The sequence below is a fragment of the Verrucomicrobiota bacterium genome (assembly GCA_016871495.1).
Taxonomy (GTDB): domain Bacteria; phylum Verrucomicrobiota; class Verrucomicrobiia; order Limisphaerales; family VHDF01; genus VHDF01.
In genome coordinates, this window is sequence record VHDF01000089.1 from 1 (window position 1) to 21111 (window position 21111).

Sequence of the window (21111 nt, forward strand, 5' to 3'; positions counted from 1 at the left end):
GGCATTTATACACCTCCGCGCTCGGAAGATACGGCGCGAATCGCGAACGCTTCGGGTCAAGCAAATCCAGAATGTTGGTGTTGTCCCGCGTGGAAGCGCTGTAATCGAGCCAGCCCGAAACCCAGGCATGCGGCTCCACCGGATTTTGATATCCTGGCCCGGTCAGCCGGTCGGCGTTGTCGTCGGGATAGAGCAAATGGGCGAGTTGCAACTGTTTCAAGTTGCCCATGCACTTGATGCCCTGCGCTTTGGTCTTCGACTTGCTGAGAGCCGGCAAAAGCATGCCCGCGAGAATCGCAATGATGGCGATGACGACCAGCAGCTCAATCAGGGTGAATCCGGCCGGGCGCGGGGAGGTGGTTTGAGTTTTCATAACGGGTTCCGGAATGCAATGGGGAGCCCAGACATTCGTTGCTTCAGACATGGTTACTCCAAACCGGACTTTCCGGCAAGCGGATGATTCGAGGGTTCGATGGGACCAAAAACTCGGAATCGAACGTGCTAGCCCGATTCTTCCCGTCTATGATTCAGTGCTTTCGATGCTCGCGCGTTCCCATCCCATTCGCCGCATCGCCGCTCTCGTCAGTGCGATCGTGGCTTGGTTTTTCCTCCCGATCTCGACTCGGACCGACTCCGACGCCGTCTTTTTCCGCGCCATCAATTTCAACGGTCCCGAGCTGCAACTGGACGGGCATCGCTGGGAAGCCGAAGCTTCAGCCCCGCACCTCAAGGCCACCGGCACCCCTTTCGAAAACCAATCCGTCCCCCTTAAGCCCGGCGCAGAACGCCACCGAGCTCAAATGATCCGGAGCAGCCGTTACGGCAGCAACGTCGAGATCGAAATCTCCGAGCTGCCCGCCGGGCCCTATCAGGTCTTCCTCTACGTCTGGGAAGACACCGCGAGCGAGCGATTCGACCTCTTCCTCAACAAGGAGCGGGTCATCGAAGGATTCCACAGTGGCCAAGCCGGCGCCTGGCGCAAGCTCGGCCCCTGGACAACCACCGCCGATCAAGGCAAGATCCAAGTCCAAGCCAAAGCGCCAAGGCACGGCGCAGCCAATCTGTCTGGCCTTGAAATCTGGTCCGGGCATGGTCCGGTCCCCGAACCCCCGAAACCCGAATTCGCCAGCGCCCCGACCGAGGACCAGACCCGGTTTTTCGAAAGCCGCATTCGTCCAGTCCTCGCCGAACACTGCTACGAATGCCACAGTACGCGCGTCAAGAATCTCAAAGGCGGTTTGGTCCTGGATACACGGGCCGGGATCCGGCGGGGAGGGGACACCGGCGCCGCCATCGTCCCGGGCTTGCCCGAGGCGAGTCTGCTCTATCAAGCGGTCCTCCACGCCGACGCGGCGCTGACCATGCCGCCCAAAAGGAAACTGCCCGGATCCGTCCTCGCCGATCTCGAGACCTGGATTCGCTGGGGCGCTCCCGATCCACGCCCGGACAGCCCCGAGCCCACCGCCTCCCGCAAGAACACCATCGATTGGGAATCCGCACGCGCCTGGTGGGCTTTCACCCCCTCCGACAAGCATCGCCCCCGGCGGCGAAGGACCCGGCATGGCCCAGGAATGAAATCGATCAATTCATTCTTGCCCGGCTTGTCCAGGAAGGACTCCAACCCTCTCCCGACGCCCACCAACGCGAATGGCTGCGACGGGTCACTTTCGATGTCACGGGCCTGCCGCCCACTCCCACGGAAATCGACGATTTTTTGCGCGACAAATCCGCCACAGCCTCGACGCGAGTTGTGGATCGCCTGCTGGCCTCGCCTCGTTACGGCGAACGCTGGGGCCGCCACTGGCTCGATGTCGTGCGCTACGCCGATACGGCCGGGGACAACAGCGATTACCCCATTCCGCAGATGTACCGCTATCGCGATTGGGTCATCCAAGCCCTGAACCGCGATCTGCCCTACGACCAGTTTGTCCGTGACCAACTCGCAGGAGACCTTACCCCGTCGGACTCGCTGGAAGAAACGCATCAACGATGGATCGCGACGGGCTATCTGGCCAATTCGCGACGGTTCGGATCACGGGTGGAAGATTATCCCCAGCACCTGACCATCGAGGACACGCTCGACAATGTCGGCCGCGCCTTTCTCGGGCTCAGCATCAACTGTGCTCGCTGCCATGATCATAAGTTCGACCCTATCACCGCCGCGGATTATTACGCGCTCTACGGCATCTTCCAAAGCACACGCTATCCCTGGCCGGGCATCGAACTCGAGAAACGCCAGCGCGACCTGGTCCCCCTCGTGGCGCCGTCCGAGATCAGCGCCGCCGAAAAACGGAAACAAACCCGCGACCAGGAAAAGCGCCGGCTCCAACGAATCGTCGAAAAACTCAAGGACTCACTGAAAGAGACGCCGAAGGAGCAAAAGACCGCCGTGGAGGAGAAGATCAAGGAAGCGGAACGAGCGGCGAAGGAATTCGCCAAGCTGCCTCTCCCGTTCGAACTCGTTTATGCCGTGGCGGAGGGATCCAACATCAGCGACGCCGCCATCCAGATGAAAGAAGACCCCGCTAAACCAGGCGAAATCGTGCGCCGCCGTTTCCTCTCCGTCATGCCCGGACCCGATCTTCCTTCCGCCGACACCACCAGCGGGCGCGCTTATCTGGCGGACGCCATCATCCACCGCGCCCAGCCGCTGGCCGCGCGGGTCATGGTCAATCGAATCTGGCAGCATCACTTCGGCCAAGGACTGGTCCCCACTCCCAACGATTTCGGGAAGCAGGGCAAACCGCCCACACACCCTGAATTGCTGGACTGGCTCGCGAACTCCTTCATCCGATCCGGCTGGTCCATGAAAGCGGTCCATCGCGCCATCCTCCTCTCACGCGTTTACCAGCTATCGACCGAACGCTCGGAAACCGCCATCGCCCGTGATCCCAACAACGTTACGCTCGCGTCCTACCCGCGGCGCCGGTTGGACGCCGAATCACTCCGCGATACCCTGCTCACCCTGGGAGGGAACCTGGACACCCGCCCGCCCGGTCCCCACCCGTTTCCGCCCGAGCAAGACTGGAACTTCACCCAGCACAATCCGTTCAAAGCCGTCTATGAAACCCGGCGCCGCAGCGTCTATCTGATGACCCAGCGCATTCAACGACATCCCTATCTCGCGCTTTTCGACGGCGCCGATCCCTCCGCCAGCACCGCTTCCCGGACGACCAGCACCACCCCGTTGCAGGCGCTTTACCTCCTCAACGACGGGTTTGTGCATCGGCAAGCCCAAGCGTTCGCCCAAAGGATTCTCCACGAGGAAGCGGCCGAGCCGGACCGGTTCCGCCGGGCTTAGCTCGAAGCGCTCGGACGAGAGCCCGATCCCGCCGAATGGCTGGAACTGAACGAATTTCTAAAAAAGGCTCGCGTGCGCCTGTCAGCTCCCGACATCGACCCGCCCCGGCTGGAACTCCTGGCCTGGCAGTCGCTGATCCGATCTCTGTTCCGGCTCAATGAATTCACGTATCTGGATTGACCCATAACTTCCTTTGCTAAACCTCTGCGCCGGCGGGCCATGCTTCAATCCCTCGCAGGCGGTTCTTTGCTTCTCCCGGGCCTGCTTTCCGCTCTGCTCGCGGAAGAGGAATCGTCCACCGTCGACGCCCTGGCGCCCAAACCACCTCATTTTCCGGCCAAGGCCAAACGCGTCATCTTCATCTTTTCAAATGGCGGCGTGTCCCACATGGACACCTTCGATCACAAACCTAAACTGTTTGCCGCTGACGGCAAAACGATGGGGATTGGCGGAGGTCTCTCGAACCAGCAACGCCGGCTGTTGCGTCCGGGTTGGGAATTCCGGCCCGGCGGACGTTGCGGCACTCTGGTCAGCGATTTGTTCCCCCATTTGCGCGAACTCATGGACGACATCTGCCTCATCCGCTCCATGAAGTCGGACGACAACGAGCATTACCAGGCGACGCTCGCCATTCATACCGGCTCTTTCTTCTTCTCACGTCCAAGCATCGGCTCGTGGGTGAGTTACGGTCTGGGCACGATGAATCGGAATCTGCCTTCGTTCGTCGTGTTGTCCGCGGGCAGCCCCTACGCCGGCACGCAGATTTTCAACAACGATTTTCTTCCCGCCTATCATCAAGGCGTGCGGGTGGTCCCGGGGAAGGAGCCCATCGCCAACCTGGACCGCCGCACCCAGCCGGCGTCCCTTCAGGAACTGGAGCTGGGTCTCGCGAACGCGTTCAACCGCCGCCACCTTTAAGCCCGCGGCCGCGAGAGCGAACTCGCCGCCCGCGTGCGCGCCTTCGAAACCGCCTTCCACATGCAAACCGAGGCGCGCGACATCTTCGACCTTTCCTCCGAAAGCGACCAAACCCTCGCGCTTTACGGCCTGCAGCGCGGCCAGACCGAAAGTTTCGGCTGGTCCTGCCTGGTGGGAAGGCGTCTGGCGGAACGCGGCGTGCGCTTCATCGAGTTGGTGGATGGCAGCTCCAGCCACAACTGGGATCAACATGGCGACATGGCCGAACATGCCCAACACGCCAAAGCGATCGATCAGCCCATCGCCGGCTTGCTCCAGGATTTGAAAAGAACGGGGCTGCTCGAGGACACCCTGGTGGTCTGGACCACGGAATTCGGTCGAACCCCGGGTGTCGATGGCGAAAAAGGCCGCGGCCATCACAGCGCCTGCTTCTCCTCCTGGCTCGCGGGCGCGGGTGTCAAGGGCGGACTCGTCTATGGCGCGACCGACGAACTCGGCGCCACCGTCGTCGAGAACCGGGTCCATGTGCATGACTTCCACGCCACGATCCTCCACCTGCTCGGACTTGACCACGAACGCTTGACCTTCCGGCACGGCGGACGCGACTACCGCCTCACCGACGTCCACGGCCATGTGGTGGACGACCTCCTTGCCTAGCCCGCATGTTCCCCACACGATTGATCCGCGAAGCAGGCTTGCCTCCCGGGTCCCAACCGGATGAACTCTTCCCTTATGAAACTCCTTCTTCGCTGGCTTCCCTTGCCGGCCGTTCTCGTTCTCGCCTGGTGTGTCTCCGGCTGCGCCACCGGGGGATCCGCCACCGCTGCCAAACCGCTCCGAGCTCTGATGATCACCGGCGGCTGTTGCCACGATTATCCCGGGCAGAAATCCATCCTGTCCGAAGGCATCAGCGCCCGCGCCCGGGTCGAGTGGACCATCGTCCACGACCCTCGCACGGGCACCACGGGCAAGATTGAGACCTATCGCAATCCGAACTGGGCGAGCGGCTACGATGTCATTGTCCACAACGAGTGTTTTTCGGATGAAAAGGAGCTGGACTGGCTTGAAGGCATTCTGAAGCCGCATCGCGAGGGTGTGCCTGCCGTCCTGATTCACTGCACCATGCATTGCTACCGGGCGCCGACCAACGATTGGTTCAAGTTCTGCGGCGTGCGGTCCCACCGGCATGGCGCCCACTTCGCGTATCCGATGATGAACCAGCGCCCTGACCATCCGATCATGAAATCCTTTCCCGCCATCTGGAACACACCCATGGAAGAGCTCTACAACATTGTCGAAGTCTTTCCCGAAACCACCGTCCTGGCGTCCGGCTACAGTCACGAGACCAAGAAAGGCGAACCCAACGTCTGGATCAATCAATTCGGCAAAGCGCGCGTCTTTGGCACCACGGTCGGTCACTACAACCACACCTTGCGCGACCCTGTCATGTTGGACGTCCTCACGCGCGGACTGCTCTGGGCTTGTGGAAAACTGGACCGCGAAGGCCGCCCCGTGCGCGGTTATGAAGTCCCCAACGCCCCCGCTGGCTTCAGCCGGTGATTTCTGTGATGCGGGTCCCGTGATCGACCAAGCGCAACGGCCGTCCCTGATGATCGAGGTAGGTGGCGTCGGGCGGGAGACCGAAGTGGTGGTAGATCGTGGCCGCCAGATCGCCGGGCGTCACCGGTCTTTCGGCAATCTCCCCACCGTCCTTTGAGGTCGCGCCAATGACCTGGCCATGACGGTATCCGCCGCCCGCCAGGCACATCGACATGACGTAAGGCCAGTGGTCTCGACCATCAGTGCTTTCTTGCGTGCCGATCCTGGGGGTGCGTCCGAATTCACCCATGGCAATCACGAGCGTCGTTTCCAGCAATCCCCGCTGGTGTAAGTCCTCCACCAGCGTGGTCAACACATGGTCGAAGACGGGAAGCAGAGGGCGCAATCCGTTCCAAATGCCGCCATAGGGAGGAATGTTGTCGCCGTGCGTGTCCCATGTTCCTGAAGCCGAATGGTGGCTCAAATCGATCGTGACAAAGGCCGTGCCGGCTTCCACCAGGCGCCTCGCCAACAACGCCTGCTTCGCCCAATCGTGCGAACCGTAAAGCTGGTGCGTCTTTTCAGACTCTCGGGAAAGATCGAAAGCTTCGCGCGCCTTTGCCCCCGCGACCATTTCGAAGGCCTGCTGGCCAAAATAATCGACCGCCTCCATCTGCCCCGAGGTGTCCATCACGGCCTGCACGCGGTCCAGCCGGGCCGATAATTCCTTCCGATCCCGGATGCGGTCCAACTCCAGCCCGGGCGGCAGACTGAAAAGCTTGTCCACATTCGTTCCGACGAAAGGATCGTAGGCCTTGCCCAGATAGCCACCCCACGCGACATGAGAGCGGTCCTTGAGGTTGAGGACCACATAGGGCGGCAAGCCGCGCTGATTGGCTCCATGCCAGCGCGCAACCTGGGATCCGATGGCGGGATAGAGATGCCCCTTCGGATTGAGCCGGGGCTCCGCCTCCAGATTCGCCGTTTGCATCACCATGTTCGGTTCGTGATTGCTTTCCCGGCAATCCACACTGCGAATCAATGTGAACCGATTCATCATGACGGCCTGCTTGGGCAAGTATTCGCAAATCCGCACGCCCGCCACTTGAGTGGGAATGGATTTGAAAGGACCCCGGTTCTCCGACGGCTGATCCGGTTTCATATCCCACGTGTCGATGTGCGATGGACCTCCGGTCATCCAAAGCAGGATGACCGAGCGACCCGTCCGCGCACGGACGGAAGGCAATTGGGCGCGCAACCTCAAAAGGTCCGGCAACGTCAGACCCGCCAGACCCGCCAAACTGGCCTTGAGCATGCTGCGACGATTCCACGCCCAAAGTCCCTCGCGCACCCGCGGATGAAGCGAGACGAAGGCGTGTCCTCGATGGTGGGTGTGGGATTCCAAAACACCACGACCCTATCCGGATCCACCGCCTGAGGTCAAACCTGCCTTCCTCGCCTGCTCGCCCTGCAATCAGGGTGGGAGCTGTTCGTGCCCGGTTCGTGGCGGTGATACTCCCGTTGGACGAGGGTGTCTTGGCGCGCAGGAAGAAACTGCTGGCGGATCTCAAGTCCCGCAACCGCACCGTCTCTTGCGAGGATTCTCTCATCGCCGCCACAGCGCTCCCTTTCCAACACACCATCCTGACCAGCAACCCCGCCCATTTTGCTCCGACTGGAGCGGACGTCCTTGTAAGCCACAACCGGCGGGCCCCGTCTCGCGGCGCCTGAACAGATGAGCGATGGGGCGGCGGACGTGTGAAGCGACGTTTATGGTCTCGGGGCAACATTGTATCACGTGCTGACCGGGCGTCCCCCGTTTGCCGCCGCCACGGCGCTGGAAACCCTCCGCCTCGCGCAGGAGGTCGATCCCGTGACCCCCTCCGCATGGAGCCCGTCGATTCCGCGCGATCTGGAAACGATCTGCCTCAAGTGCCTGGAGAAGGATCCGGCCAAGCGCTACGCAACCGCCCGGGAACTGGCCGATGAGCTCGAACGATTCCTCAAGGATGAACCGATTGAGGCACGGCCAGTGTCCCGTGCAGAACACCTCTGGCGCTGGTGCCGGCGCAAGCCCTCGCTCGCCAGTTGCTCGAACGGCATCGGCCGGGAGGGACGACTTCCACGTCGTCCCTGACTTCTTCATCGTCGATGTGGACGGGAGACCTGCCGATTCGGCGATCGCCAGCGACCACCGAACAGGAGCCATCCAGTCCAGACACCTTTTCCCTCGAGGAAGGCAGGAAAATCACGCGCCTGAAGGGCCACTTGGAACCCGTCATTGCGCTGGAGTTCTCTGCCGATGGAGGCTGGCTTGCTTCCGGGGATGCTGGTCAAGCGATCAAGATCTGGGATTGGGCGCGAAACAAAGTCCACCTGGCGTTGACGAATGATGAGGGATATGGACTCACCATCATGGCTTTCAGCCCGGACCGCGGCGCGCTTGTGGTGGGAGATGCAACCCAACAAATCAGATGTTTCGAAACGGCGGGCGGCCAGTTGTCCCAGGTGGGTCAGGGACATCAGCGGGGCAACACCGGTTTGGCGTTCGCTCCCAATGGCCGGTCACTGCTTTCGTCCAGCATGGCCGGCACGGTCCGCGTTTGGGATTGGCCTGGACGATGTACGTCCATGAAAACGACGACCGCGTGCCCCCGAACAATGTGGATCTCGGGTGGCTTCTTCAGCACGCCACGACTCCGAAATAAAGCTCCCGCGGAGCCCGGAGACCGAAAACGGGAGGGCGCTTCGCACCCGGATCGAAATTCCCAGTTCGAACACATCAACCGGCAGGTGCTCACGTTCCAGCGCGACTCCCAACCCGTGATCTCCTTGGACATAGAAAAGATGGTATGGGTTGGTGAATTCAAGAATCCAGGGCAGGAATGGGAGATCAAGGGAAACCCCACCGCGGTGGACGTCCGTAAGTTCACGGGAATGCGGGCACCATCGTCATGGGCGTCATCCGCAAAGGTCCTCTGAGATGGATACTCGTCTGAAAATGCAGAACACCTGACCACTTCAACTCACGGGTCCGGCAAACCCACGCCTCGTCCTCGAAGCCACGTCCAGCCTCTCGTCACCCTAAAGGAAACCGCTCGCGGCGGATACCACCACGTCGTGGCAGCCATGAACGGGCAACCGCCCGGTCCGGGGATCGATAATGGGCTCGTCCCACTCTCCCGCGATCGAACTGTGCCTCCGCACCCCCGAACAAGCCGACAAGGCCACCGAGGCGCCGATGTCGATGCTCCAAGCACCTCCGGGCGCCGCGGGACTCTCCAATTGAATCGGCCATCGCGATCCACGGATGGGCCCCCCCTTGCACCGCTTGTTGCGTCTAAAGTCCACCATCACGCAGGCCAATCCGTGCCATTCGGCCAATTGCACAAGACGATCCGTGGCGTAAGCTTGTGCCAGAGTATCAAGATCGAGCCCCATTCCCACTTTGGGTGGAAAAACTCCGCCCGCGCATCGCTTGAGCTGGTGCCATCCCACCAACTGACGCGCTTCTTCGATTTCGTCGGTTGTCGGAGGAATCGCCTCCCGCCCGGCTCGCATCCAGAGCTCGGTCAAGGGCAGCACGGTGGGATCAAACGCCCCCTGGGTGATCAGCTTCAATTCCTCGCAAACACTCAACATCCGCTCGGCTTCGTCATCGAGCACCACCCAGGAAGATTCGGCCAGATGATTGATTCGGGAAACGAGGCTTCCGGGGTGATGACGCGCGAATTTCGCTTCGAATGCAGCCAGCCAGGGAATGGCTTGGCTGGCAAAGGCGCTCGCAGCGGGCTCGCAGCGGGTCTCGTAGGTAACCCGGCACCACGAACCCAAAGCGAGAAAAGTAAGACTCGATCTCTCATCAGTCCGCTGTTTGCGAACCGATGCCCTCATGCGATCCCACACGTTCAAATTTGAACCTCCCTCGGACCCAGCCCAGACGGGTGCTTCCGCAATGCCTTGACTTGCCTTCATGCAGACGGACGTTCCCGCAAACACGCCACTCGTTCCATCCCAGGAACTTCCTCATGTTTCACTTCGCGGAATGTCCTAAACCAGTGCATGTTCAATCACGCCGACCGCGCAGCCTGCAGCCCGCTCGCATCTGTGAAAAAGCACGGGACATGCCATCCTGGAAACTGCACAACACACTCCAACGCAGAAGGTATCGATCGCATTCTTGGGAAGGGATCCCAACCTCACCTCCATTCTCCTTTGGGGGAGCGCGGCGGTGTCGTATACCAGCCGCAGCGGGCGGACAGGTCGGAAGACTCCAGATTTTGAAGCGTGCGCCGGCGGGTCGAAGGACCACCCAGCCGCGCTCCGGGCCAAATTGAGAACGACTGTCAAACTCACCTCGACACTGTGCGTGTTCTCAGGCTACAGTATTGCATCGCACTCACCTCCCCGCGCCGGATTCTCATGATCGAGCCGCCTGAACACCTTGAGATGTGGCACTCTCGCCAGGAGCACCGTTCTTGAATCCCGCGCCGAAAACTTCACCCCTCGTCGCTATGAAACCCTCCTCCCTCCATCCCCCCGCCTCCCGGGCCTTCACCCTGATCGAACTCTTGGTGGTGATCGCCATCATCGCGATCCTGGCCGGGATGCTTCTGCCGGCCCTCAGCAAGGCCAAACAAAAGGCGCATGGCATCGCCTGTCTCAGCAATGCCCGGCAAGTCATGCTCGCCGGAAAATTGTACACGGACGAGAACTCAGGGAAACACGTCGTGTCCTATGTTTATCCTCCCTACACCAAAGGCCTCATCACCTGGTTCCAGCTTTTGCAGCCCTACTTGAGCTCCACCAATGTTCTTCTCTGCCCATCGCGCAAGGAAAAACCGCTCAACCTCGAGCGCTGGGAGGGCATCCCTGTGACCGCGCCCACCGTCACCGATTTCGCGATCAACCACCAATTCGCGGGCGAACTCAGCCATTACGTGCCCTACGTCCACCGCACCGAAGCCAACATCCTCAACCCGGCGGGCACCATCTTCATCGTCGATTCAGGCACGCGCGCATCCGCTTCCCGCAAGCCCGCCGTCACGGCAACCACCCCCAAGAAGCCGGGCGCATGGATGCTCGGCGACGTGCAAGCCGGCCAATGTCCCGATTGCGTCACCGGCGACAATCCCAATTGGTGCGGCCCCGCCCTGCGCCACAACGAGCGCAGCAACAATGGATTCGCCGACGGCCACGTCGAATCCATGAAGGGATTTTGGTATTACGCCAACACTCCCTGGCTCGACCCGGCGCGAGGCGGCCCGTAACGGGGATGGCGAAGATCGATTCCGGCGGCCAGCGCCCCGGCTCAATATTGCTGAGTGGCCTCTGTCTCGGTGACCGGTCGATCGATCTGATCGCTTGTCAACTCGACCGCGAATCGCACGTCCGCCGCCTTCGTCGCCTTGATCACCAGTTTCCACGTCGCTGTGGCTTTGGGCGCCAGGCTGGCCAGCGGCTTGATCTGCACCATACCTTCGTGCTGCTCTATTTCGGTGGGTCCTTCACCCGACACAAACTCCTGCGCAGCCTCCAATTTGCAAACGAGTTTGATCCGGGTTCCGGGTGATGTGCCTTGATTGACCACCCGAATCTCGTAGGTCAAATTCGAGCCCACCTCGATCGGATCCTCCAAATCGATCACCTCGAGCAAGATCGCCGCAATTCCCGAGACTTGGGCAACGCATTCCGACCCAACCGGAGCCGAACACACGCCTCGCGCTTCCGCCCGAAACGCCACTGCCCCCGGACTTCCCAGCACCAGTTTGACACACAACTCGCGGCTCTCTCCCGCTCCCAGCGCGCCGGCCTTCCACCGCACCTCCCTGCCTTCAATCACTTCCGCCGTCGAGGCCTCCACGACGGTGGCGCCCTCGGGCAACGGCGCCCAAACCGTGACTTGTTCATCGGCGGCGGCTCCAGCGTTCCAGACCCGCAAACAGAATTCGAGCGGACGTCCAGCCCAGGCCGCGGACGGCGCCTTGCACTCCAAACGGAGTTCTGCCGACTTCACGTTCAGAGTCGTCGCCGCGTCCGCACGCGCGCCTTGTGCGCTCGTGACAACCGCCCGGCTGTGATAGACGCCGTCGTGCGGCGCGCTCAGGGAGTAGCGAAAGGCCTGCCCTTCCCCAGGCTTGAGATTTCCCACCGCAATGTTCAGCAAAGCTCCAGGATTCCGCGTCTGCAATCCGTCCGCCATCGCCTCGCTCAATATCACCTCCGTCAAAGGAACCATGCCCGTATTGCGAACTTCCAACACCTGCTCCACCACGTCACAGCGGCGGGCTTGAACCGGCCCCCGGCGCACCAACGAAATCGCCGGCGGCGGCAGCACCAACTCTTCCACCCAAAAATTACTGCAGGCCTTGGGGGTAATGCAGCGGTAACGACGCCCTTTGGAATCAAATTCAAACGCGTAAGCACTGATCGGCTCCTTCCCCTCCCAAACCACGTCCCACAACACGATCGGCTGGCCATTCCGGCGTGTGGACATATACGGCATCCGTCCGCCAATTGGGATCGACCATTCCTCAATTTCGGCAACTGCTGCCGCCCGGCGAAAGTCACCGACGTCACCCGAATACTTGCCCTGCCGCAGAATCGATTCCACGTCGGCCTTCAACCGGTCCGATGTCAGCCGTTCGCGAAGGTCCGAAGGCACACGCAAGGGGTCCGCAAATCGAGTCGCGGGATTCCCCAGACGGGTGGCGCGGTGCTCGGCCCGCGCAGGCAGCGCCAACCCGATGGCTGCCACCAGCCAGGCATACAGAATCAAATCAAGGCTTCGAAGCCTACCCCAACCCCGCCGCCCGGAGTCGGGAGAGCCCCGGTTCACCGCAACTCAATCCACGGTTTTGCTGCTTCGCATCGAAAAGTCTTTCATAGGACGAAAGGTCTGGCCCAGGCGGCACTGGACTCGACAGGGACCTGGCCCTTGCCGGAGAGGAACGCCGCGGATCATGGGACGATACCGGTGTCCCGCCCCTCATTAAGGCCAAAGGGACAATCGTGGATCCCGCACTTGACGCGTCCCAGGACACGCCCCGTGCTCGAGGGCGAATCCCCCAATCCACACAAAGGGGAGTCGTTTGCCCACGAATCACACGGATGACGCGGATGGATGGAGAATTCCTCTCTGTCCTGGAGGCCCATAGAGACGGTGGATCATCCTGATTCTCATCGAGCCGACCGAAAGCCTGTTTGAATTCGTGCAATTCGTGTGATTCGTGGGCAAATGACTCCGGAATCCGTGGATTGGGGAAATCCGTCCCACCTTGAGCCGCACCCGCTTGGCACCCTATCATCCTCGTCCATCTTGTTCCGCGTCATCCTCCATCTCGATATGGACGCATTCTATGCTTCCGTGGAGCAACGCGACACCCCCGCGCTGCGCGGACTTCCGGTGGTCGTGGGTGCCCCGCCCACCCAGCGAGGAGTCGTGGCCGCCGCGAGCTACGAGGCCCGCAAATTCGGCGTTCGCTCCGCCATGCCCAGTGTCACCGCCCGCCGACTCTGCCCCTCGGCGGTGTTCGTCCGCCCGCGCATGGACGTCTATCGCGAGGAATCACGCCTCATCATGGGATGGGTCGCCTCGCTGGCGGGAAACTTGATCCAACAAGTGTCCGTGGATGAGGCTTATGTCGATGTGACGGGACGGACCTCGGGGAGCACTCACGACGATGCGCTTCGCTCCGCCATTCCAATCGCCCAAGCCTTGAAGGCAGCCATTCAGGAGGCGAGGTCCCTGACCGCCAGTGTCGGCATCGGCCCCAACAAGCTCCTGGCCAAACTCGGCAGCGATTTCAAAAAACCGGATGGACTTACTCTCATCCTCGATTCCGAAAAGGCCGGTTTTCTGCGCCCGCTCCCGGTCCGCTCCCTGCATGGCGTGGGCCAGGTCACTGAATCACAGCTCACGGCCGCGGGGATCCGCACCGTGGGCGACTTGCAGACTTTCACCGGTGATCTGCGCCCGTTCGTGGGATCCTGGGCAGCGGAGCTTCGACGGTTCGCCATGGGTGAGGACTCCCGTCCGTTGGATCTTGGGGACGAAGTCAAAAGCATCAGCTCCGAAAACACGTTTCTTCAGGATACCGAGGATCGTCCGACCCTCCGTGCCTGCTTGCGGGAGCAGGCTGCTGAGATTGCCGGCAAACTGGCACGCCAGCGTCTCGCCGCCAGGACGGTTCAAGTCAAAGTTCGCTACGGAGATTTCACCACCTTGTCGAGGCAGATTTCCTTGGAGGAGCCGATCGTTCAGGCCTCCGATCTCTATCGGCTCGGTTGCTGGCTCCTGGGAAGGGAAAAGCTGGTCTCGCGTCCGCTCCGATTGATCGGACTGGGCGTCAGCGGACTCGTCGAGACGCGAGCGCGGCAGCTCTGGTTCGAGCTGGGCGGTCCCTTCAGCCGGAAGCTGTCGTGAACGTGAAGCGCGGAGAATCGGCTCGAATGAGGCGGCTCATTCCAAGGTGAACCATTGAGCTTCGACCCGGCGGTTCTGTTCGCCGTCCTTGCCCAAGGGTTCTTCCCAACCGCGCCCGACGATCTCGAGCCGAGCCGCGTCCACGCCGTGGCGCTGGGAAAGCAATCGCTTGACCTCACCCGCGCGGCCGCGGCTGAGTGCCATCGCTTCCAAAGCTTGTTTCCGCACCATCGCCTCGCCTCCCATGCGGCGAAACTCCTCGACCTTCGCGTTATCGACGTGGCCCCGCAGCATCACCTTCGAGCCCGGGCTGACTTGCAGCAGCCGCTTGACCGATTCCAGATTCTTGAGGTTTTCGGTCGCCTCGATCACCAAATTGCTCGAGTTGGGTTGAAACAAAAACCGGATGTTTTTGCTCAGCAACGGATCGCTCTCCACCACGCCGGTGGACGCGCCGCGAATGGGCGCGATGACAATGCGCTCGTCCTCGAAAGCTTCGCTCTTTTCGATCGCTTGCAGGTGCCTCAAGTCCAAGAACCGGTCGCCATCCACCGGCTCTTTAAGCAGCTCGGATCCATAGGCCAGCACCGCCGCCTGATAAATGCCGCCGAAACTGCCCGCGGATTCGATGGCGCCCGAGAAAAACGCCAGATTCTCAGGCAGATTCGAAAAATGAACTTTGGCCAGTTCGGCACGCGTCTTCTCTCGATCCCACTTGAAGGCGCGCCCGATGGCGTCGAGATGCGCCGCCGCGTTCCCGGCCACCATGCGATTGCCTTCCAAAATGCCCTCCACCAATCCGGCCATGCGCCCCGCATTCTGCTCGGCATAACCACGATTCACCACGAGCACGTCCGCCACGATCAAAAGGTTGGCCGTCGTGGCCAGAACATGCGCTTCCCCGGCACTCGAGCGGGCCACCTCCGTCGTCTTGGGCGCCCAGGTCACACAGCCCGCCAAACCCAGGTTTGCTCCCTTGAGGTCGCGCAAAAACAAATCCCCGGCGGTAAAGGCATCCGTGCAATAAATCAAATTCAAAGCCTCCGGATCCTTGGACGCTTCGAGCGACTCCAGCATCCGCACCGGCAATCCCGCTTCCTGGGCGAGATAACGGATGAAGAAATCGGCCTCTGTGAATTGCGCGGTGGCCAGCGTCTTGCCCTTCAGCGCGTTGACGCGGCGAATGTCTTTGCGCACCACCAGGCCGTCGGCGCCACGCGAGAAACCGATCTGCAAAGGGACCACCGCGTTGAATTGCCTTCCATAGACGGCCAGCACATCAGCGGTCGTGGCCGATGCGGCGATCTTGCCCGAGTTCAACGCGCTCCAGCTTTCCTCCTCGCTCAGGGTAATCTTGACCTTGAAACCGAATTTCTTGTGAAAAATCGATTGCTCGGACGGCTCAAGCCCGCCATTGGCCACAATGATTCCTGCGTAGCCGGCATACTCGCTCAGCTCCAACTCAAGGATGTTGCTTTTCTCCTGATAGACTCCGGCCGGCCCCAGCCGCGGCACCGACGTTTGAGTGTCGGCAAGTTCGGCGTGGCGATCGGATGCGGCGGCGGCCGGTGCGGCGGCCCCGGCGGGTGCGCGTCCGATTGAACCATGTTCATCTTTTTCTTGTATTCCTCGAAAAGCATCGCCCCGCGCGTGCGCCGCATCTCCTGCTGGCGGGCGATCCCGGAACCCATCTCTTTCGCCAGGTCGAGCGTCGCCCGCATCTGCCCTTCTCCAGAGGCGGCCGACTGGCGGAGCTGCTGCATGGATTGCGACATTTCGCCCCCCATCATGCCCTGCAATTCGGTGATGGAACTCTTCATCATGCCTGCCAGTTGCTCCAAAGAACGGCCCACCGCAACACGTGCCTTCACCGCCTCGAACTCGCGCTGGAATTTCTGAATTTCGCGCAAACTTTGACCGATGATCTCCGTGTTTTGCTTGTAGAGCTGCTCCAGATTGTCGTGCTGAGAGCGGTTGTCGGCGAGGTCCTGGTCGATGGTGGCCAACTCCTCGGCATAGTGGGCTCCGTTGGCCGCGTCATTGGCCGCCGCCGCCGCGCGCAACATCCCGGCAATCTCCTCGCGCTGGCGCTCCTGGCGCTTGATTTGATCCTTGAGCACGGCGATTTGCCCCGCCAGTTGCCCGTTTGCGTAATGAGCCTTGTCTGCCTTGGCCTTCGAATCTCGAATGCCCCTTTCCACCACGGCTTGGTTGATCGCGTCGGTTTCCGTGGCCTGCTCGGCCATCAGGCCCAGCCAGATGAACAATCTTTTGAAAGCTCGGATCATGATTTTGGGGAGTTGGAGTTATGAGTTGAAGGAACCAGTTCGGATCGGCTTCAGACCGGACTCTCTCGGGATAAGGACACCCGGACGCAAGGCATGTCAAACCGGCACTCCGCTTTGGAATAGCAGTTCTCACTTTGACTGATCAAGGTAGGGCGCGCACTCCGCTGCGCGCCGAAACCGGGTGTTTCCAAAGGCGGCGCGCACGGAGTGACGCGCCCTACCCACCAAAATGAGAACAGCTGGCTTTGGAATTGACCTTGTTGGCCTCGTCGGATAGCAAGAATCCCATCCGCATCAGCCAATCCGCCTTTCCTCGGGTGTTATGATGACACGCTCTCGCTCTCTCCGAAATGCATTCACGTTGATCGAACTCCTGGTCGTCATTGCGATCATCGCCATCCTCGCCGGCATGCTCCTGCCCGCGTTGAGCAAGTCGAAAGCCAAGGCCCAAGGCGTCAAATGCATGTCCAACTTCAGGAACTGGACCATGGCCACCACCATGTACCTTGGGGATTTCGACGACAAGCTCCCGTTGTTCGGGGAATCTTCTGCCGATTATACCAAACCGTTCTGGCACGCCATGCTGGCGCCCTACGTGGTCAAAGCCACCCAGGACAAACTCATCTTCAACAAGACGGACATCTGGACGAATGAGGTCCGCATGTGCCCCGGCGGCAGTTTCGGCCCCATCGATTTTGCCCGTGGCAAGGAAGCCTCCACGCGGGGACGCTGGAATTCCTGGATCGGAGCTCATTTCGGGGCTTTCGGCAATCCGCTCTCGGGACCTTTTTACTACGGCGACAATCTCAAACCCATGCGGGTGTCGCGCATCGGCAAACCGTCCGACGCGCTCATGCTGATGGATACGTACGATCATTACGTGTATTCGCCAGTGGAGAATAGCTACAAGTTTACACTGGACCTCAATCGGGATGGCAAACTCGACACCATGGCCGCCTATCCGGATGTGCCCTTCAATTTCGCGCGCGCCACCGTCCACAGCAAAGGCGCCAATGTGGCCTTGCTCGACGGCCACGTCGAACGCGTGCCGTTCATCAAATTGTGGGACGTGGATAAATCCGGCAAAGTCCTCCATTCGTTCTGGTACATGGAAGACTGAGCCGGTCACGGATTTCTCCACGCCAAGTCGGCATGGTCGGTCCGCCCCCGGCCTCGCGCAAAGTCCCAGTACTCCCGGTTCGCGAATCGCCTCGCGTGCCCGTCCACAAACAGGAACTGCGCCCCGCCACGATGAGCATTGGTGTGAACGTTGTTCTGCTGGGCCACGGCGGCCCGCCGCCCGTTGTCAAACATCCAAACCAGCCTCGCGGGTTCCAAAATGGATCCAACGGTGCGCCGACGATCCTGAGATCCACTGCCATCCACGTGCTCATTGACGCAATAGTGGAAGAGGTTGAGTCCGTTGCTGCGATTGGTGCTGCCAGGACAGATCCAGAGGGATCGATCCAGCGGGGCCGATGCATTCGTGCGCCAGGGCCGCGCATGATAGGGAGGCCGCAACCCCAGGGTTTCCGGGACCTGCACATACCAGCCGTGACGCAACTCGCCGGGATCAGGTGATGGATCACCCTCCGGCGGCAGGAAGTCCAGGTGGTCGGCAGCGTAAAGATGCAGCCCCAGCCCCCATTGCCGCAGATGATTCAAACAGGTGGATGATCGAGCTTGGAATCGAGCTCGCTGCAATACGGGCACCAGCAGTCCCAGCAATAACGCGAGGATTCCCATCGCAACAAGCAGTTCGATCATCGACCAGGCGTTGGAACGCGTGCACGCGGCACGGCGAAGCGAATCGGTCAACACGGCTATCTTCCTCCTTTCGTCCGCCGAAGGGGCGAACTTAGGGACCCTCGCACGAAACCGATCGGACAGGCAAGCCGCATTCGGTGCATCCGCGAGTTTTCGGGGCGCGGCGTTCACGCCGCTTCCGGGCGTGTCTTCAACGGGGCAGGGCAGTTCAACGCGCAAGCGTGCTGCCAGGGCGGCCCATGGAACGAGTGGAGATCGCCAGGGGAGGGTTTGGGCGTCCGGATGCTCCATGCACGGCGCGCTCGGGCTCCTTGCGGAGGGACCAAGCCGCATCCAGTGCGCCCAGAGGTTGTCAGTGACCGGGTTGTCCTGGTAACGCAGACAGCCCTGTCTGCTGTAGCGCAGGCTGGCCAGCCTGCGGGGCGACGAAGGGAACCCGGCGCATGGAGAGCATCGAAGGGCCTCCCTCTTCACCCGCCGGGCCGCCGGGCCGTCGGCGATACGGCAGGCTGGGCAGCCAGCGCCACACGACGGACCACTTCGGAATGCACGGAGCCGCGTCGCTTCTCCCCCTTTTTGCTCGACGGCTGAAAACGATGTTTCGAGACTGCGCCATGCCGGAAACACTTCGCATCGGTTTTCTGGGCGCGGGCAAAATGGCCGGCGCGCTGGCCCAAGGTTTCCTCCGCGCCGGGCTCGCTGCCCCGGATCGGCTCTGGGCCAGTGATCCCTATGAATCCGCCCGCCGCCAGTTCGCCGAACTGACCCAGGGCCAGGCCACCGAATCCAATGGCGAGGTCGCAAGCCAAAGCGACATCTTGATTCTCGCCGTAAAACCCGACCAAGCCGAGTCCGTGCTGGGCGGAATCAAAGAAAGGATCGAGCCGAAACACCTGGTCATTTCCATCGCGGCCGGCGTCCGTCTCTCGAAACTCGAGGCGGCCCTCGGAGGTAGTCCACGGGTCGTCCGGGTCATGCCCAACACCCCCGCGCTCGTCGGAGCTTCTGCCACCGGCTTTGCTCTGGGCAGCCACGCCCGCGCCGGGGATGCACAGACCGTCGAACGACTGTTCAGCGCGGTTGGAATCGCCCTGGCGGTCAAGGAATCCCTGCTCGATGCCGTGACCGGATTGAGCGGGAGCGGTCCCGCCTACGCATGCCTCATGATCGAGGCTCTCAGCGACGGCGGCGTCGCGGCCGGCCTCAGCCGCGACACCGCAACCAAGCTGGCCGTGCAAACGCTGCTCGGAACCGCAAAAATGGTTTTGGAAACCGGACAGCACCCTGGTGTGTTAAAGGACATGGTGACCAGCCCCGGCGGCACCACGATTGAAGGGCTGCACGAACTCGAAAAAGGCGGACTGCGGGCCGCATTGATGAATGCCGTTCGCGCCGCCTCAGAAAAATCAAAGCGCCTCGGCCAAAGCTAAGTAGCTGTTTTCCGTCCTCCTCATGTCCTTTCCTCCCCCGACCCCCGGTCAAGCACGCTGGCTGTGGTCGGCCCTGACCGGCTTGGCGGTCGCGGTCCTGCTGGGACTCATTGGCGCTTTCATCTTCGCAACCGGTTTAGTGGTGCGCGAGCTGGCGTCAGTGCTCACCCCCCTGGCGATCGCGGGCATCGTGGCCTATCTGCTCGATCCCTTGGTGGACGTCATCGAGGCCAAAGGGGTGCCCAGGGCGCGGGCGATCCTCTTGGTGTTTTTCATCGCGGTTATGGCGGTCCTCATCCTGCTGGCCACCGTGGTTCCCCAGCTCGTTTTCGAAACCCAGGCCCTGATCAAGCAGTTGCCGGATTACGTGGATAAACTGAAAGGACCCGTGACCCAATGGCTTGCCAACTCTCCGGTGGGCACACGGGCGGTCGAGCTATGGGACTCAAATCTGGGAACCAATATGCAGTCCTGGCTGGCCGAACGTTTGCCCCGGGTCACGTCGTGGCTGGCCGGACGCGTTTCCGCTCTCGCCTCCTGGGCGGGATTTCTGGCGGGACTGGCCCTCGTGCCCGTTTATGTTTTCTATTTTCTCCTGGAGGAAAAGGCGATCACCCAATCCTGGACCCGCTACCTCCCGATGACCGAGTCAAAGTTGAAGAACGAACTCGTTTTCGTCGTCAACGCGATCAATGACTGCCTGATCGTATTCTTCCGCGGCCAAGTGCTGGTGGCACTCTGTGACGGGGTGTTGCTCACCATCGGCTTTTGGATGATGGGGCTGAACTACGCGTTTCTTTTCGGCATGATGGCGGGACTGCTAAGCATCGTGCCCTATCTTGGGGTCATGATCAGCATCGTGCCCACCGTGATCCTAGCCGTGGTCCAGTTTGGGGATTGGATCCATCCGCTCATGGTCGTGGCCTTGTTCGGCTTGGTGCAAACGCTGGAGGGCTTGGTGATCAGTCCCAAGATCATCGGCGATCGCGTGGGACTGCATCCGCTGACGATCATCATTGCGGTCATGGTGGGCACCTCCCTTCTGGGCGGCATTCTGGGCGGCGTGCTCGCCATCCCGCTGACCGCGGCCATCCGCTCCATCCTGACCCGGTACGTTTGGGCCCGGCAGGCGCCGGCGGGTGCTTCTTAAGGAAAGACAGCGGCTCCAGACGCACCTGGCCAATAGACTAGGACATCCTGACTCGGGGTGGAATCAGGATGAGCCCAGTTGGCGATCGACGATGCGGAGGTTGGTGGTCTCAGTATCCGACGGTCTGAGGCGGCGAGAAAAAGACAACGCATCGGTCGCGAAACACAAGCCTGCTCGACCACGGGTCATCCCGGAGGGATGCCAGCTATTAGCCGGGGGTGGCTTGAGGCACGAGCGCCACCCCCGGATCCTGAGCACGACAGCGTCGTCGACCCCGGAAGGGGTCGCAGCGG

Annotated in this window: 15 protein-coding genes and 3 pseudogenes; 11 read left to right on the forward strand and 7 right to left on the reverse strand. The window is 61.3% G+C overall.

All coding sequences use genetic code 11. The annotated features are described in order from the left end of the window. A partial coding sequence (locus FJ404_16050; protein ID MBM3824373.1) for a type II secretion system protein occupies positions 1–373 on the reverse strand: 373 nt, incomplete at its 3' end. 13 nt (positions 374–386) lie between these two features. Between FJ404_16050 and FJ404_16055 the strand changes: the two genes are divergently transcribed. The 4 genes and pseudogenes from FJ404_16055 to FJ404_16070 all read left to right on the forward strand — a co-directional run bounded on the left by FJ404_16055 (position 387) and on the right by FJ404_16070 (position 5779). After that, positions 387–1901, forward strand: a complete 1515-nt coding sequence (locus FJ404_16055) for a hypothetical protein (protein ID MBM3824374.1) — start codon at positions 387–389, stop codon at positions 1899–1901. Beyond that, a complete protein-coding gene (locus FJ404_16060; protein ID MBM3824375.1) occupies positions 1715–3301 on the forward strand; it encodes a DUF1553 domain-containing protein in 1587 nt (528 codons plus the stop codon). The genes FJ404_16055 and FJ404_16060 overlap by 187 nt, the downstream gene beginning before the upstream one ends. Positions 3302–3520: 219 nt before the next feature. Further along, positions 3521–4876 (forward strand): annotated as a pseudogene (locus FJ404_16065) (DUF1501 domain-containing protein). A gap of 75 nt (positions 4877–4951) precedes the next feature. Further along, positions 4952–5779 carry a ThuA domain-containing protein gene (locus FJ404_16070; GenBank protein ID MBM3824376.1) on the forward strand — a complete coding sequence of 276 codons (828 nt, stop codon included), beginning with the start codon at positions 4952–4954 and terminating at the stop codon, positions 5777–5779. Here FJ404_16070 and FJ404_16075 read toward each other — a convergent pair. Continuing rightward, positions 5769–7073 (reverse strand): DUF1501 domain-containing protein, encoded by a 1305-nt coding sequence (locus FJ404_16075; protein ID MBM3824377.1) that lies wholly within the window; start codon positions 7071–7073, stop codon positions 5769–5771. The genes FJ404_16070 and FJ404_16075 overlap by 11 nt on opposite strands. A gap of 483 nt (positions 7074–7556) precedes the next feature. Here FJ404_16075 and FJ404_16080 point away from each other — a divergent pair, with 483 nt between their 5' ends. After that, positions 7557–7895 (forward strand): hypothetical protein, encoded by a 339-nt coding sequence (locus FJ404_16080; protein MBM3824378.1) that lies wholly within the window; start codon positions 7557–7559, stop codon positions 7893–7895. Between the two features lie 14 nt (positions 7896–7909). Next, entirely contained in the window at positions 7910–8740 is an 831-nt protein-coding gene (locus FJ404_16085; GenBank protein MBM3824379.1) for a hypothetical protein, read from the forward strand. Between the two features lie 102 nt (positions 8741–8842). Here the strand turns inward: FJ404_16085 and FJ404_16090 are convergent, their stop codons facing one another. Next, positions 8843–9733 (reverse strand): FAD:protein FMN transferase, encoded by an 891-nt coding sequence (locus tag FJ404_16090; protein MBM3824380.1) that lies wholly within the window; start codon positions 9731–9733, stop codon positions 8843–8845. A gap of 539 nt (positions 9734–10272) precedes the next feature. On the opposite strand from FJ404_16090, the pseudogene FJ404_16095 reads away from it, so the two are divergent. After that, positions 10273–10440: pseudogene (locus tag FJ404_16095) on the forward strand (type II secretion system protein). Positions 10441–11069: 629 nt separating this feature from the next. On the opposite strand, the gene FJ404_16100 reads toward FJ404_16095, so the two are convergent. Next, positions 11070–12536 (reverse strand): hypothetical protein, encoded by a 1467-nt coding sequence (locus FJ404_16100; protein ID MBM3824381.1) that lies wholly within the window; start codon positions 12534–12536, stop codon positions 11070–11072. Between the two features lie 540 nt (positions 12537–13076). On the opposite strand from FJ404_16100, the gene dinB reads away from it, so the two are divergent. Further along, the gene (gene dinB / locus FJ404_16105) at positions 13077–14183 is read left to right on the forward strand and encodes a DNA polymerase IV (GenBank protein ID MBM3824382.1); all 1107 of its coding nucleotides are present in this window, start codon (positions 13077–13079) and stop codon (positions 14181–14183) included. A gap of 36 nt (positions 14184–14219) precedes the next feature. On the opposite strand, the gene FJ404_16110 is transcribed toward dinB, so the two are convergent. Next, a complete protein-coding gene (locus FJ404_16110) occupies positions 14220–15698 on the reverse strand; it encodes a hypothetical protein (protein MBM3824383.1) in 1479 nt (492 codons plus the stop codon). Next, positions 15635–16303 (reverse strand): hypothetical protein, encoded by a 669-nt coding sequence (locus tag FJ404_16115; GenBank protein ID MBM3824384.1) that lies wholly within the window; start codon positions 16301–16303, stop codon positions 15635–15637. The genes FJ404_16110 and FJ404_16115 overlap by 64 nt, the downstream gene beginning before the upstream one ends. A gap of 490 nt (positions 16304–16793) precedes the next feature. Here FJ404_16115 and FJ404_16120 point away from each other — a divergent pair. After that, positions 16794–17006 (forward strand): annotated as a pseudogene (locus FJ404_16120) (type II secretion system protein). A 590-nt stretch (positions 17007–17596) separates the two neighbouring features. On the opposite strand, the gene FJ404_16125 reads toward FJ404_16120, so the two are convergent. Further along, the gene (locus tag FJ404_16125; GenBank protein MBM3824385.1) at positions 17597–18571 is read right to left on the reverse strand and encodes a DUF1559 domain-containing protein; all 975 of its coding nucleotides are present in this window, start codon (positions 18569–18571) and stop codon (positions 17597–17599) included. A 281-nt stretch (positions 18572–18852) separates the two neighbouring features. Between FJ404_16125 and proC the strand changes: the two genes are divergently transcribed. Beyond that, positions 18853–19668, forward strand: coding sequence for a pyrroline-5-carboxylate reductase (proC, locus tag FJ404_16130; protein MBM3824386.1), 816 nt, complete (start codon positions 18853–18855; stop codon positions 19666–19668). Positions 19669–19690: 22 nt separating this feature from the next. Beyond that, positions 19691–20818, forward strand: coding sequence for an AI-2E family transporter (locus FJ404_16135; protein ID MBM3824387.1), 1128 nt, complete (start codon positions 19691–19693; stop codon positions 20816–20818). Positions 20819–21111: the final 293 nt, after the last annotated feature.